Consider the following 13,005-nt stretch of genomic DNA (forward strand, 5'->3'; position numbering starts at 1 on the left):
CGTCACGGCGTCCTCCGCAGGGAGACGAGGTCGGACAGTTCGCGGTCGGTCAGTTCGGTGAGCGCGGCCTCGCCGGAGCCGAGGACGGCGTCCGCGAGGGCGCGCTTCGCGGCGAGCATCTCGGCGATGCGGTCCTCCACGGTGCCCTCGGTGACCAGGCGGTGGACCTGCACGGGCTGGGTCTGCCCGATGCGGTAGGCGCGGTCGGTGGCCTGTTCCTCGACGGCCGGGTTCCACCAGCGGTCGAAGTGGACGACATGGCCCGCGCGGGTCAGGTTCAGACCGGTGCCGGCGGCCTTGAGGGAGAGGACGAGGACCGGGGTCTGCCCGCTCTGGAAGCGGTCGACCATGCGCTCGCGCTCCGGCACCGGGGTGCCGCCGTGCAGGAGGTCCACGGGGATCGCGCGCGCGGACAGGTGGGCGGTGAGGATGCGGGCCATGCCGACGTACTGGGTGAAGACGAGCGCGGAGCCGTCCTCGGCGAGCAAGGTGTCCAGCAGCTCGTCCAAGAGGGCGAGTTTGCCCGAACGGGCGGCCTGGCCGTCGGAGCGCGGCTGCTCCTTCAGGTACAGCGCCGGGTGGTCGCAGATCTGCTTGAGGGCACCGAGCAGCTTCAGCACCAGGCCCCGGCGGGCCATGCCCTCGGCGGTCTCGATGGCCAGCATCGACTCGCGCACCACCGCCTCGTACAACGCGGCCTGTTCCCGGGTGAGGGGCACTGGGTGGTCGGTCTCGGTCTTGGGCGGCAGTTCGGGGACGATGCCGGGGTCGGACTTCTTGCGGCGCAACAGGAAGGGGCGGACCAGGCGGGAGAGGCGCTCGACGGCTTCGGTGTCCTCGCCGTTCTCCACCGCGCGGGCGTGCCGGGCGCGGAAGGACTTCAGCGGGCCGAGGAGGCCGGGGGTGGTCCAGTCGAGCAGGGCCCACAGCTCGGACAGGTTGTTCTCGACGGGGGTGCCGGTGAGCGCCACGCGCGCGGGGGCGGGGATGGTGCGCAGCGCCTTCGCGGTGGCCGAGTACGGGTTCTTCACGTGCTGGGCCTCGTCGGCGACGACCATGCCCCAGGGCTGTTCGGCGAGTCGCGCGGCGGTGGAGCGCATCGTGCCGTACGTGGTGAGGAGGAAGCCGCCGCCGAGGTCGTCCAGGGTGCGGTCGGGGCCGTGGAAGCGGCGGACGGGGACGCCGGGCGCGAACCGGGTGATCTCGCGCTGCCAGTTGCCGAGGAGGGAGGCCGGGCAGACGACGAGGGTGGGTTCGGTGCGGGCCCGCTTGAGGTGCAGGGCGATGAGGGTGACGGTCTTGCCGAGGCCCATGTCGTCGGCGAGGCAGCCGCCGAGGCCGAGGGAGGTCATGAGGTCGAGCCAGGCGAGACCGCGCAGCTGGTAGTCGCGGAGGGTGGCGTGCAGGCCGGGGGGCGGGTCGGCGGGGTGCAGGCCCGCGGTGAGGCGGTCGCGGAGGGCGGCGAGCGCGCCGGCGGGAACGGCCTCGACGGTCTCGCCGTCGACCTCGGCGGTGCCGGTGAGGGCGACGGACAGCGCGTCGACGGGATCGAGCAGGCCCAGTTCGCGCTTGCGGGCCCTGCGGACGAGGGCGGGGTCGACGAGCACCCAGCGGTCCCGGAGCCGTACGACGGGGCGGTGGGCCTCGGCGAGGGTGTCCATCTCGGCCTCGCTGAGCGGGTCACCGCCGAGTGCCAGCTGCCAGCGGAACCGGAGCAGGTCCTCGCTCTCGAAGAAGCCGGTGCCGTCGGTCGCCGAGCCGGGCGCCGGCCTGACCACCGCGGCGGCGGTCAGGTCGCGGGCGAGGTCGCGGGGCCAGTGGACGGCGACTCCGGCGGCGGCCAGCCGGCTCGCGGCGACGCCGAGCAGTTCGCCCAGTTCCTCCTCGGAGAGGGCGAGGACGTCGGGTACATCCTGTTGGGCGAGCCGGTCCAGGGGCGGCCACACACGGGCGGCGCGCCGTACGGCCAGCGCCGCGTCCACGCGCGCGCGGGGGCCGAACGCCGTGTCGGCCTCCCCGGCCCACAGGGCCGCCGCGTCGGCCACCAGCGTGGGGTCGGCGAGGCTGTGCACCTGCACGATCGCGGCTCCCGCGGCGCGCGCGTCCTCGTGCGCGCCGGCGTCGAAGACGTCGTACGCGGACAGGTCCAGGCGGAGTGAGATCCGGACGCCGGCGTCCATGCCGGCGGCGACCTCGGCGGCCCAGGCGTGGGCCCCGGGCAGGGCCTGCGGCTCGCGGGCCGCGAACGGGCGGCCGGCGGCGCAGAAGGCCGCGGGGGTGCGGGGCAGGGTGTCGGCGACCGCGTCCAGGAAGGCACGGACCAGGGCCTCGGGTTCGGGCAGCCGGAGCGCGCCCGGGCCCGGGAGGGGCACGGCGTGGCCCTCGGGGGGCATGGCGGCGGCGATCGCGCGCAGGTGGGCGATGTCGTCGGGTTCCAGCGGGCCGGCCCGCCAGGCGTCGTGGCCGCAGGGGGTCAGGCCGGGGAGCAGCCGGCCACGGGCGACGAGCCGCAGGGCGTGCAGGGTGGCGGCGCCCCAGCAGGCGGTGGCCGGGTGGGCGGACGGGTCGCGGCGGGCGCGGACCAGCAGCGGCAGGGCCTCGGCGAGCGGCAGGGTCAGCGCGGGCACCTGCCGGCGGCGCACGCCGGCACCGTGGCGTCGTACGACCGTGAGCTCCTGGGCGTCGGTCCCGGCCGCGGGGGGCAGCGGGTCGCCCTCGGGGTCCCAGAAGGCGAGGCGGCCCTCGCGCGGCAGGGGCGCGGGGAGGTAGACGGACGCGAGGCGCACCGGGACCGGGCGCCCGGTGTCCGTCTCCGGGCCGCCGCCCGTGCGCTCGGCCACCGCCGCCGTGCCGTTCATACGTCCTGCCACCTCCCGTCCGCGTGCCGGATCACGATGTCTTCGACTCTACGGGCGGGGTCTGACAATCGGCTCCGGGGGCGGGGCGGGGCGGGGCCGGTGGTCAGGGGACCGTGCGGGAGACGACGAACACCATCGGGTGTTCCGGGTCGGACAGGTTGACGACCACGTCCTGGGTGGGCGCCGGGTTCTTCTGCGTGTGGGTCAGGCCCCGCCAGGGCCCGGGGCCGGTGAAGCTCCAGCCGCTGACCTTCCGGTCGCGTTCGCCGACGGCGATCTCGTTCTTCCTCAGCTGGTCCCGGCGCGCGCCCATGGCCTGGAGGAAGCTGTCCAGGCCGGCGGGGTTGGTGCGGAACTGCACGTACAGGCGGCTGGTCTTCCAGTTGTTGGTCTCGTAGTAGGCGATGTCGTCGGCGGGGTGGGGGACGGTCACCTGGTAGAGGCGGCGCTGCACCTTCGAGGGCCAGCCCGGGGTGAGGCCGGTCGCCGAGTACTTCTCCTCCTTGTCCTTGCCGCTGTTGCGGCTCTGGTTGGCGGAGATCACCAGGTAGCCGGCCGGTACGCCGATGAGCAGGACGATGATCAGCAGGGTGAGCGCCCGGCGTCTGGCCTTGTGGCGCGGGTCCTCGGCGGGCCGGCGGGGTTCGTCCGGCGGGGGGGCCTGGCGCGGCAGCGCCGCGGTCATGCCGTGTCCCGGTCGCGGCGGGACTGGGTGTAGCGCTCGTAGCGCTCGTGGCGTTCCACGCGGCGGCGTTTGGCGCGGCGGAACCGGCGGGCGACCAGCCGGGCCAGGTCGGCGGCGCCCACCATGCCGGCCTCGGGGCCGAGCTGGGCGCGGGTGATGCGGGCCTCGGGCCGGTAGCCGCGGCCGGTGAGGTGGCGTTTGAAGGCTTCCCGGGCCGGGCCGATGAGCAGGTCGTCGGCGGCCGAGACGCCGCCGCCGATCACGAAGCAGGAGGGGTCGAGGGCGGCGGCGAGGTTGGCGATGCCGACGCCGAGCCACTGCCCGATGTCCTGGAGCAGCTCCACGCACATCGCGTCGCCCTCGCGGGCCAGCTCGGTGATCATGGGGCCGGTGATGTCGCCGATGTTGCCGTTGACGTGTTCGATGATCCCGTAGGCCACCGGGGAGTCGGCGGCGGCCAGCTCCCTGGCCTCCCGGACGAGCGCGTTGCCGGAGCTGTACTGCTCCCAGCAGCCACGGTTGCCGCACGGGCAGCGGTGTCCCTGGGGGACGACCTGCATGTGGCCGAACTCGCCGGCGACACCGAACTTGCCGCGCTTGACCTGGCCGTCCTCCAGGATGGCGCCGCCGATGCCGGTACCGAGCGTGATCATGACGAGGTGGTCCTCACCACGGCCGGCGCCGAAGCGCCACTCCGCCCACGCGGCGGTGTTGGCGTCGTTGTCGACGAGGACGGGCACGGAGAGCCGGCTGGCCAGGCGGTCGCGGAGGGGTTCGTTCCGCCAGGACAGGTGGGGCGCGAACAGGACGCGGTTGCGGTCGGCGTCCACCCAGCCGGCGGCGCCGATGCCGACCGCGTGCACGTCGTGCCGGTCGGAGAGGTCCAGGACGAGTTCGGCGATGGTGTCCTCGACGACCTTGGGACTCTTGGACTTGTCCGGGGTCTCCGCGCGGAGCTTCTCCAGGATGTTGCCGTCGGCGTCCACGACGCCCGCCATGACCTTGGTGCCGCCGATGTCGATCCCCACCGTCGGCACCCGGGGCGCGGTCAGGTGGGACCGGCGTTCGCGGGTGCCGACCGTACGGAGCACGGGGGCCCGGCGGGAGCCGATGGGGGCGGTGAGGTCGCGGTAGGTGCTCATCGCTTGTCGATTCTGCCGCACGCTCACCCTGAGTGCTGCGCGGGGCGGGACGAGGGAGCGCCCGTCCGGTGCCGGGCGCGGCTCCGTCCCGGCCGGCCGCGACCCGCGCCGGGAGCCGTGGCGCCGGGCCGGCCCCGCGCCGCTCAGCTGCGCTGCAGTTCGTGGCGCAGGGCCTCCAGGTCGGTTCCTCCCGCCATCTGGCGCGTCAGCTCGTCCAGGGTGATCTCGTCCCGTGTGTGGTTGCCCACCATGGTGCCGCGCCGGAGCAGGACGAACCTGTCCCCCACCAGATACGCGTGATGCGGGTTGTGGGTGATCAGAACAACGCCCAGGCCCTCGTCGCGTGCGGCAGCCACATATTTCAGCACGACACCGGACTGCTTCACGCCCAGGGCCGCCGTCGGCTCGTCCAGGACCAGGACCTTCGCGCCGAAGTGGACGGCGCGGGCGATCGCCACGCACTGGCGTTCGCCGCCGGAGAGGGTGCCGATGGGCTGGTCGACGTCGCGCAGGTCGATGCCCATGCGGAGCAGCGCCTCACGGGTGGTGCGGCGCATGAGGCCGGTGTCCAGGCGCTTGAAGGGGCCGAGGCCCGTGCGGGGCTCGGAGCCGAGGAAGAAGTTGCGCCAGACCGGCATCAGGGGGACGACGGCGAGGTCCTGGTAGACGGTGGCGATGCCTCGGTCCAGGGCGTCCCGGGGCGAGGAGAGGGTGGTCTCCTCGCCCTCGACGCGCAGGGTGCCGGCGTCGTGCCGGTGCAGGCCCGCGATCACCTTGATCAGGGTCGACTTGCCCGCGCCGTTGTCGCCGAGGACACAGGTGATCTCACCCGCGCGGACCTCCAGGGAGACCCCTTCGAGGGCGCGGACGGTGCCGTAGCGCTTGCTGACGCCGGTCAGCTCGACGAGTGTCACTCGGAGGCCTCCGCCCGCTTGCGGACCCAGGCGTTGAGCAGGGTCGCGAGGAGCAGCATCGCTCCCAGGAAGAACTTGAACCAGTCGGGGTTCCACTCGGCGAAGACGATGCCCTTGCTGGTCATGCCGAACAGGAGCGCGCCCACGGCCGAGCCGACCGCGCTGCCGTAACCGCCGGTGATCAGGCAGCCGCCGATGACGGCCGCGATGATGTAGATCAGCTCGTTGCCGACGCCCTCGCCGGACTGGACGGCGTCGAAGGAGAAGAGCAGGTGCTGGCCGGAGATCCAGGCGCCGAGGGCGACGCCCATGTAGAGGCCGATCTTGGTCGTGGCGACCGGGACACCGACCGCGCGGGCCGCGTCCTCGTTGCCGCCGACGGCGAAGATCCAGTTGCCGGTGCGGGTCCGCAGCAGGATCCAGGAGGCGACGGCGACCAGGCCGAGCCACCACAGGATGGTGACCTTGACGCCGACGCCGCCGACGGTGAGCGTCGAGGCGAAGACGGCATGGGCGCTCGGGAAGCCCTCCATGTCGCCGATGGTCTTGGTGGAGACGGTGCCGTCGATCAGCTTGGTGAAGCCGAGGTTCATGCCGGTCAGCATCAGGAACGTGCCCAGGGTGACGATGAAGCTGGGCAGCTTGGTGCGGGTGAGCATGAGGCCGTTGAAGGCGCCGATCGCCAGGGTGACGAGCAGGGACACGCCGACACCGACCCAGGCGTTCGCCGTCATCTGGTAGCTGAACATCGAGGAGACCAGCGCCGAGGACGTCACCAGGACGCCCGCCGACAGGTCGAACTCGCCGCCGATCATCAGCAGGGCCACGGGTACGGCCATGATGCCGATGGCCGAGGAGGCGTAGAGGACCGTGCTCAGGCTGGAGGCGCGCAGGAAGCCGTCGGCGGCGCAGGCGAAGAAGACGAGGACGGCGAGGGCTCCGACGGCGGAGCCCAGTTCGGGGCGGGAGAGCAGTCGCCGCAGCGACGAGGTCCAAGGGGTCCTCTCGTCGGCGACCGGTTGTGTGGTCGCGCTCATCGCGTGCCCCGCCCGGTGTACTCCGCCAGCGCGGAGGCCTGATCCTTGGTGATGATCTGCGGGCCGGTCAGAACCGGCTTGCCGCCGCCGAGGACGTCGCCGTTGTACTTGTACAGCCACAGCAGGTCCACGGCCTGGTAGCCCTGGAGGTACGGCTGCTGGTCCACCGCGAAGCCGAGGGTGCCGTCCTTCAGCGAGGCCGCGACCGTGGCGTTGAGGTCGAACGTGTCGACCTCGGCCTTGCTGCCCGCGTCCGACCGGGCCTTGACGGCGGTGTCGGCGTAGGGCGCGCCGAGGGTGACGACGGTGTCGAGGGACTTGTCGGCCTGGAGCTTGGCCTCGATCGCGGACTGGACGTCGGGCATGCTGGTGCCGTTGACGTAGAGCTTCTGGAGCCTGCCGCGGAAGGTCTCGGCGGCGCCGTCGCACCGCTGCTCGTGACCGACGTTGCCCTGCTCGTGCAGCACGCACAGGGCCTTCTTCCTCCCGCGCCGGTTCAGCTCGTCGCCGACGGCCTCGCCGGCGATCGTCTCGTCCTGGCCGATGTGGCTGAGGGCGCCGAAGGCCTTGGACTCCTCGGAGCCGGAGTTCACCGTGATCACCGGGATGCCGGCCTTCTCGGCGCGGGCCACGGCGGCCTTCATGGCGTCCGGCTTGGCGAGGGTGACGATGATGCCGTCGACCTTCTTGTCGACGGCCGCGTCCACCAGCTGTGCCTGCTGCTGGGCCTCGTCGTCGTGCGAGTACAGGAACTTGATGTTGTCCTTGACGGCGGCCTGCCTGGCGCCGCTCTGCACGATGTCCCAGAAGGTGTCGCCGTCTCCCGAGTGGGTGATCATCGCGAAGGTCCAGCGCGGGGTGTCCACCGCGGCCCTGCCCTGGGCGGCGGCGGCCTTGCGGGCGTCCTCCGCCCGCTTGCCTCCGGTGCTGCTGCACGCCGCGAGCGACACGGAGAGTGCCCCCGCCAGCGCTATGCCTACCCAGGTCCGAAACCGTGCCACGAGGCCGTGCCCTTCTTGCTGTGCTCTTGCTCTGCTCCGACGTGCGTGAGGGGCGGGCGACCTCTGCCGTCGGCATGTCCCGGCGGTGACCTCACCAGCCCCAAACACCTCAGTATCGAACACAGGCAGCAGCCGAGACACGGCCGGGGAGCGTCTGCCGGCCGGCTTGTCCGGACATTGGCACGAAGGCACGTACGCGGACGGGGGCCGGTCAGGACCGCACGAGCAGCTGGAACTCGAAGGAGTAGCGGGTCGGGCGGTAGGTGTGGTCGCCGAACTCCACCGCGCGGCCGGTGTCGTCGAAGGTGGTGCGCTGCATGGTGAGCAGCGGGGCTCCCTCGGCCTCGGTGAGCCGCTCGGCCTCGGCGGCGGTGGCACCGCGGGCGCCGATGGACTGGCGGGCGCTGTGCAGGGTGATCCCGGCGGACCGCATCAGCCGGTACAGCCCGGTGGCCTCCAGCCGGCCGGTGTCCAGGTCGAGCAGGCCGGGCGGCAGGTGGTTGATCAGGTACGCCATCGGTTCGCCGTGCGCGAGCCGGAGCCGCTCGACGCGGTGGACGTCGCCGCCCTCGGCGACGCCGAGCGCGGCGGCGACCGTGGCCGAGGCCGGGACGACCGTGTTGACCAGCACCTTGGTCTCGGGCCGCTGCCCGGCCGCCGCCAGGTCGTCGTAGAGGCTGCTCAGTTCCAGCGGGCGCTTGACCTGGCTGTGCACGACCTGCGTGCCCACGCCCCGGCGCCGGACGAGGAGACCCTTGTCGACGAGGGACTGGATGGCCTGGCGGACCGTCGGCCGGGACAGGCCGAGCCGCGCGGCCAGCTCGATCTCGTTGCCCAGCAGACTGCCCGGGGTGAGGCGGCCCTGCTCGATGGCGGCCTCCAGCTGCTGGGCGAGCTGGAAGTACAACGGCACCGGGGAGCTACGGTCCACGCGGAGGTCGAGCGGCACGGTCGGGTCCACATCTGGTTTCGGCACGCGCCCGAGCGTAGTCCGGTGCCCGGTTGACGGGAAGTCGTGTAGTCCGATTGTCAGGACATATGAATTGACAGGGTGCGGGGTCGCCGTTCACTTTGTTTCCATGCGCATCGGGGTCATCGGTACGGGCCGCATCGGCACCCTTCACGCGAGGACGCTCAGCCGTCACCGCGACGTCGGCTCGCTGATCCTGACGGACGCGGAGCCGGCGCGCGCCCACGAGCTGGCCCACCGGCTGGGCGAGACGGCGGCGCCGGGCGTGGACGAGATCTTCAGGTGGGGCGTGGACGCGGTGGTGATCACCACGGCGACACCGGCCCACGCCGAGCTGATCGGCCGGGCCGCCCGCTCCGGGCTGCCGGTCTTCTGCGAGAAGCCGATCGCCCTGGACCTGCCGGGCACGCTGGCCGCCCTCGCCGAGGTGGAGTCGGCCGGGACGGTGCTGCACATGGGCTTCCAGCGGCGCTTCGACGCGGGCTACGCCGGCGCCCGGGAGGCCGTGCGCGCGGGCCGGCTCGGCCGGCTGCACACCGTGCGGGCCATGACCTGCGACCAGTCCCCTCCCCCGGCCGACTGGCTGCCCGTGTCCGGCGGGCTGTTCCGTGACACGCTGATCCACGACTTCGACGTACTGCGCTGGATCACGGGCCGCGAGGTGCTCGACGTCTACGCCACCGGCTCCGACGGCGGTCCCGGGATGTTCCGCGACGCGGGTGACGTCGGCACCGGGGCGGCGCTGCTCACCCTGGACGACGGCACCCTGGCCACGGCGACGGCGACGCGGCTCAACGGCGCCGGGTACGACGTACGGATGGAGCTGGCCGGGGAGCGGGACACGGTGGTGGTGGGCCTGGACGACCGCACGCCCCTGGCGTCCACCGAGCCGACCGGCCCGCCGCCCGCCGACAAGCCGTGGTCCGGTTTCGTGGACCGGTTCGGGCCCGCCTACGAGGCCGAACTAGAGGCCTTCGTGGAGGTCGTGCGGGGCGAGCGGCCCAACCCGTGCGACGGCCGGGAGGCGTTGCAGGCGCTGCGGATCGCGGAGGCCTGCGAGATCTCCCGCCGGGAGCGGCGGCCGGTGGCCCTGAGCGAGGTCCCGGACCGGGCGTCGCATCCGTACGGCTGACCAGCCCGAGCCGCACGCACGGGACCTGACGGCCGACCGGCCCCCAGTACTTCGACGGCCTCGTCGGACCCTGGGCCCTCTCGTTCGGATCATGCCGGGCTCGCGGGTCCTGGCACCGCACTTCGCCGCGTTGTCGTCGGTTGCCATGGCTCCGCCATGGCGCCCTCCTCCGCCGTGCGATGCACGGCACCAGGACCCGCTCCCTGATCCGGCCCGATCCGAACGAAAGACCCTAGGGCTCGTCGTCGTTCTCCAGCCATCCCGCGTCGTAGGCCAGCAGGGCGATCTGCACCCGGTTGTCGAGGCCGAGACGGGCGAGGATGCGGGAGACGTGGGTCTTCACCGTGGCCACGCTCATGAACAGCTCGGTGGCGATCCGGGCGTTGGCGAGTCCGCGGCCGACGGCGACGGCCACCTCGCGTTCCCGGTCGTTGAGGACGGCGAGGCGTTCCCGCGCGCGTGCGCGCCGCACGTCGGCGGCGTTGCCGGCCGCGTGCCGCATCAGCTGCCGGGTGACGGCGGGCGACAGGACGGGGTCGCCGGCCGCGACCCGGCGCACGGCGTCGACGATCTCGGCGGGCGGGGTGTCCTTCAGCACGAAGCCGGCGGCGCCGGCGCGCAGGGCGTGCAGCACCTGTTCGTCGGCGTGGAAGGTGGTGAGCACCACGACCTGGGGCGCGTCGGGCCGCGCCCGCAGCCGCCGGGTGGCGGTGAGCCCGTCCACCGACGGCATACGGAGGTCCATGAGAACGACGTCCGGCGCGGTGCGGCGCACGAGTTCCTCGGCCTCCGCGCCGTCGGCGGCCTCCCCGACGATGTCGATGTCCTCGGCCCCGCCGATCATCAGGGCCAGTCCGGCCCGTACGAGGGGGTCGTCGTCCACGAGGAGGAGTCTGATCGGGGTCGCAGTCATGGGGTCACGTAATCACGGCGGGGAGCGGGAACGGACGGGGCGGACCGGTACCTCGGGGCACCCGCCACGCCCGTCACGCCCGGGCCCACGGAAGCCACCCCCGCACCTCGAACCCGCCGTCGGGCCCCGGGCCGTGCGTCAGGTGTCCTCCCGCCAGCGTGGCGCGTTCCGTGAGGCCGATCAGACCCTGGCCGGAGCCGGGGACCGGCGGGACGCGGGCCGGCGGGGCGGCGTTGGTGACGGTGACGGTCAGGCCGTCGCCGGGGGCGCCGGCGAGGCGGACCGTGACCTCGGTGCCGGGGGCGTGCTTGCGGGCGTTGGTGAGGGCCTCCTGGGCGATGCGGTAGGCGGTGCGGCCGACGGAGGCGGGGACGGCGGCCGGGTCGGTGACACGCCGGTCGAGGGTGACCTTCGTGCCGGCCTCGCGGCACTCGGCGACGAGGGCGTCCAGCGCGGCCAGGGTCGGCTGGGGCCGCCCACCGGACGGCTCGTCGGCGTCACCGGTCCGCAGGACGCCGATGATCTCCCGCAGGTCCTGGAGGGCCTCGTGGGCGCTCTCCCGGATCACGCCGGCGGCACGCGCGATCTCCGCCCGGGACGCGTCGGGCCGGAACTCCAGCGCGCCCGCATGGACGCTGAGCAGGGTGAGCCGATGGGCCAGGACGTCGTGCATCTCGCGGGCGATGGCCTCCCGGGCCAGCCGCTGGGCCTGCTCGGCACGCAGCCGTGCCTCGGTCTCCGCCCGCCGGGCCCGGTCCCTGAGGCTCAGCATCAGCATCCGCTTGGAGCGGACGAACATGCCCCAGCCGGTGACGGACAGGGTGAGCAGGGAGGTGAACGCGACGATGCCGGCGTAGGGCAGGTCGGGGTCGGGCCGCCACCAGAAGAAGAGCGGGACCTGCGCGAGGCCGGCACCACCGATCCAGGCCACGTACCGGAAGGGCCGGTGCACGGCGAGGGTGAACAGGGCGACCAGCGCCGCGCCGCCCGAGGTGTTGGACAGCGCGCCGACCGGGATCATCGCGACGGCGAGCCCGACCGGCCGGCGGCGGCGCAGCCAGAGGGCGGCGCAGGCGAGGGCGCCCAGGACCTGGTCGAGGACGGCCAGGGAGTGCGGCAGCCCCGGTTCGTCGGCCAGGGACCGGGCGGCCGCCAGGCCGATGCCGACGGCCAGCAGGAAGGAGGAGAAGTCGACGACCCAGTCGCGCGCCGTACGCCGCGGCCGCCGGCCGGACGTTCCGGCGTCCGGGTCCAGTTCGTGGATCAGGGCGGACGGGAACAGCCACCGGCGGCCGGCGAACTCCCCCGGCGCCCGGGCCGGTTCGTCAGTGCTCACGGTCGGCGAATCTACGCGCGGACCGCGCACCGTGGCCGCTGCGCGCCCGGATCACCGACCGAAGTCGCGGCGCCGTGAACTTTCGGCGGCGGGCGCCCGCCCCCGAACAGCCTTGTGACGGTACGGAATCCGCCCCGCGGCCGATGTGCGGGGAAAGCCGCGGAGCGAGACTCGTACCGTGAAAGCGCTACTGGAATTCCTCGGATTCGTCGCCTTGGTGCAGGGGGCGCTGGGCCTGGTGCACGAGTTCACCGACTGGGACATCGGTCTCGTGCAACGGCTCGACTTCCTCGACGGCTACGGGGTCTACGCGAGCGTCGCGCTCCTGGTACTGGCGTTCGCGCTGTTCGCCGTCGCGGAGAGCCGGGAGCCCGGCTGAGCGCGGGCCGGACGCACTGTTCCGCCGGACGCAGCGTTCCGCCGGCCGAACCGCTCGCCGGCCGGACGGCCTCAGCAGCCGTAGTCGATCAGGTCGAACGAGGCGTAGTGGTCGGCGGTGTAGTAGTCCTCGTCGTAGGCCTTGCCCGTGATGACGCGTCGGGCGCCGCGGGTGGAGGAGCCGGGGGTCTTCACCGTGTACTCGTGGTAGTAACCGCTCGTCTGCCGGGGCAGGACGCCCTCGCGGTTCTGGAAGACGGTCCCGTCCTGCGAGTACGGGAAGGGGCCGCCCTGGTCGATCAGGCGCAGGGTGGTGTAGGCCTGCGACGGCAGGTCGCCGTAGCAGACGCTGCCGACGGACGCCGCGGCGGCGTCCGCCGTGGTGGCGGTGACGCTGCCGCCCACGAGGAGGGCGGACAGGAGTGCGGCTGCGGCGCCGATGCGGGTCGCGCGTGGGGGGAAGTTCATGGCTTCATGATGACGCGCGTAGAGATTGGCATGTCAACGTCAATGTTGAAGATTTTCCCATCACGTCACGCGCGTTCTCGGGAAGTTAACCCGGCCGGGGCCCTCCGGAAAGCCCGTACGGCCGTACTGCGGGCGCGGGGTCCGCCGCCCCCCTCGGACCCCGCACCCGCC

The 13,005-nt window shown here is 73.2% G+C and carries 12 protein-coding genes; 2 read left to right on the forward strand and 10 right to left on the reverse strand.

What is annotated here, in order from left to right; translation table 11 throughout:
* Positions 1–2: 2 nt before the first annotated feature.
* The 7 genes from ACF1BE_RS31620 to ACF1BE_RS31650 form a co-directional block, all read right to left on the reverse strand.
* A complete protein-coding gene (locus ACF1BE_RS31620) occupies positions 3–2,858 on the reverse strand; it encodes an SNF2-related protein (protein WP_392202431.1) in 2,856 nt (951 codons plus the stop codon).
* A gap of 103 nt (positions 2,859–2,961) precedes the next feature.
* Positions 2,962–3,543 carry a sugar kinase gene (locus tag ACF1BE_RS31625; RefSeq protein ID WP_392202432.1) on the reverse strand — a complete coding sequence of 194 codons (582 nt, stop codon included), beginning with the start codon at positions 3,541–3,543 and terminating at the stop codon, positions 2,962–2,964.
* Positions 3,540–4,685: an ROK family glucokinase gene (locus tag ACF1BE_RS31630; RefSeq protein ID WP_392202433.1), complete on the reverse strand. Its 1,146-nt coding sequence runs from the start codon at positions 4,683–4,685 to the stop codon at positions 3,540–3,542. The genes ACF1BE_RS31625 and ACF1BE_RS31630 overlap by 4 nt, the downstream gene beginning before the upstream one ends.
* Positions 4,686–4,828: 143 nt before the next feature.
* Positions 4,829–5,599 carry an ATP-binding cassette domain-containing protein gene (locus tag ACF1BE_RS31635; protein ID WP_392202434.1) on the reverse strand — a complete coding sequence of 257 codons (771 nt, stop codon included), beginning with the start codon at positions 5,597–5,599 and terminating at the stop codon, positions 4,829–4,831.
* Positions 5,596–6,636, reverse strand: a complete 1,041-nt coding sequence (locus ACF1BE_RS31640; protein ID WP_392202435.1) for an ABC transporter permease — start codon at positions 6,634–6,636, stop codon at positions 5,596–5,598. Before ACF1BE_RS31640 ends, ACF1BE_RS31635 begins: the two co-directional genes overlap by 4 nt.
* Positions 6,633–7,637: a sugar ABC transporter substrate-binding protein gene (locus tag ACF1BE_RS31645; RefSeq protein ID WP_392202436.1), complete on the reverse strand. Its 1,005-nt coding sequence runs from the start codon at positions 7,635–7,637 to the stop codon at positions 6,633–6,635. Before ACF1BE_RS31645 ends, ACF1BE_RS31640 begins: the two co-directional genes overlap by 4 nt.
* A 211-nt stretch (positions 7,638–7,848) precedes the next feature.
* Positions 7,849–8,586 (reverse strand): GntR family transcriptional regulator, encoded by a 738-nt coding sequence (locus ACF1BE_RS31650; RefSeq protein ID WP_392202478.1) that lies wholly within the window; start codon positions 8,584–8,586, stop codon positions 7,849–7,851.
* A 130-nt stretch (positions 8,587–8,716) separates the two neighbouring features.
* On the opposite strand from ACF1BE_RS31650, the gene ACF1BE_RS31655 reads away from it, so the two are divergent.
* Positions 8,717–9,739 (forward strand): Gfo/Idh/MocA family oxidoreductase, encoded by a 1,023-nt coding sequence (locus tag ACF1BE_RS31655; protein WP_392202437.1) that lies wholly within the window; start codon positions 8,717–8,719, stop codon positions 9,737–9,739.
* A 232-nt stretch (positions 9,740–9,971) separates the two neighbouring features.
* On the opposite strand, the gene ACF1BE_RS31660 is transcribed toward ACF1BE_RS31655, so the two are convergent.
* Together ACF1BE_RS31660 and ACF1BE_RS31665 are read right to left on the reverse strand one after the other, a co-directional pair.
* A complete protein-coding gene (locus ACF1BE_RS31660) occupies positions 9,972–10,652 on the reverse strand; it encodes a response regulator (RefSeq protein WP_392202438.1) in 681 nt (226 codons plus the stop codon).
* A 73-nt stretch (positions 10,653–10,725) separates the two neighbouring features.
* On the reverse strand, positions 10,726–11,988 hold the full coding sequence (locus ACF1BE_RS31665) for a sensor histidine kinase (protein ID WP_392202439.1): 1,263 nt from the start codon (positions 11,986–11,988) through the stop codon (positions 10,726–10,728).
* A 178-nt stretch (positions 11,989–12,166) separates the two neighbouring features.
* Here ACF1BE_RS31665 and ACF1BE_RS31670 point away from each other — a divergent pair, with 178 nt between their 5' ends.
* Positions 12,167–12,367, forward strand: a complete 201-nt coding sequence (locus tag ACF1BE_RS31670; protein WP_392202440.1) for a hypothetical protein — start codon at positions 12,167–12,169, stop codon at positions 12,365–12,367.
* 71 nt (positions 12,368–12,438) lie between these two features.
* Here ACF1BE_RS31670 and ACF1BE_RS31675 read toward each other — a convergent pair whose 3' ends face one another.
* On the reverse strand, positions 12,439–12,834 hold the full coding sequence (locus ACF1BE_RS31675; protein WP_392202441.1) for a ribonuclease domain-containing protein: 396 nt from the start codon (positions 12,832–12,834) through the stop codon (positions 12,439–12,441).
* Between the last annotated feature and the right edge of the window lie 171 nt (positions 12,835–13,005).

It is taken from the genome of Streptomyces sp. NPDC014991 (assembly GCF_043080665.1).
Classification (GTDB): Bacteria; Actinomycetota; Actinomycetes; order Streptomycetales; family Streptomycetaceae; genus Streptomyces.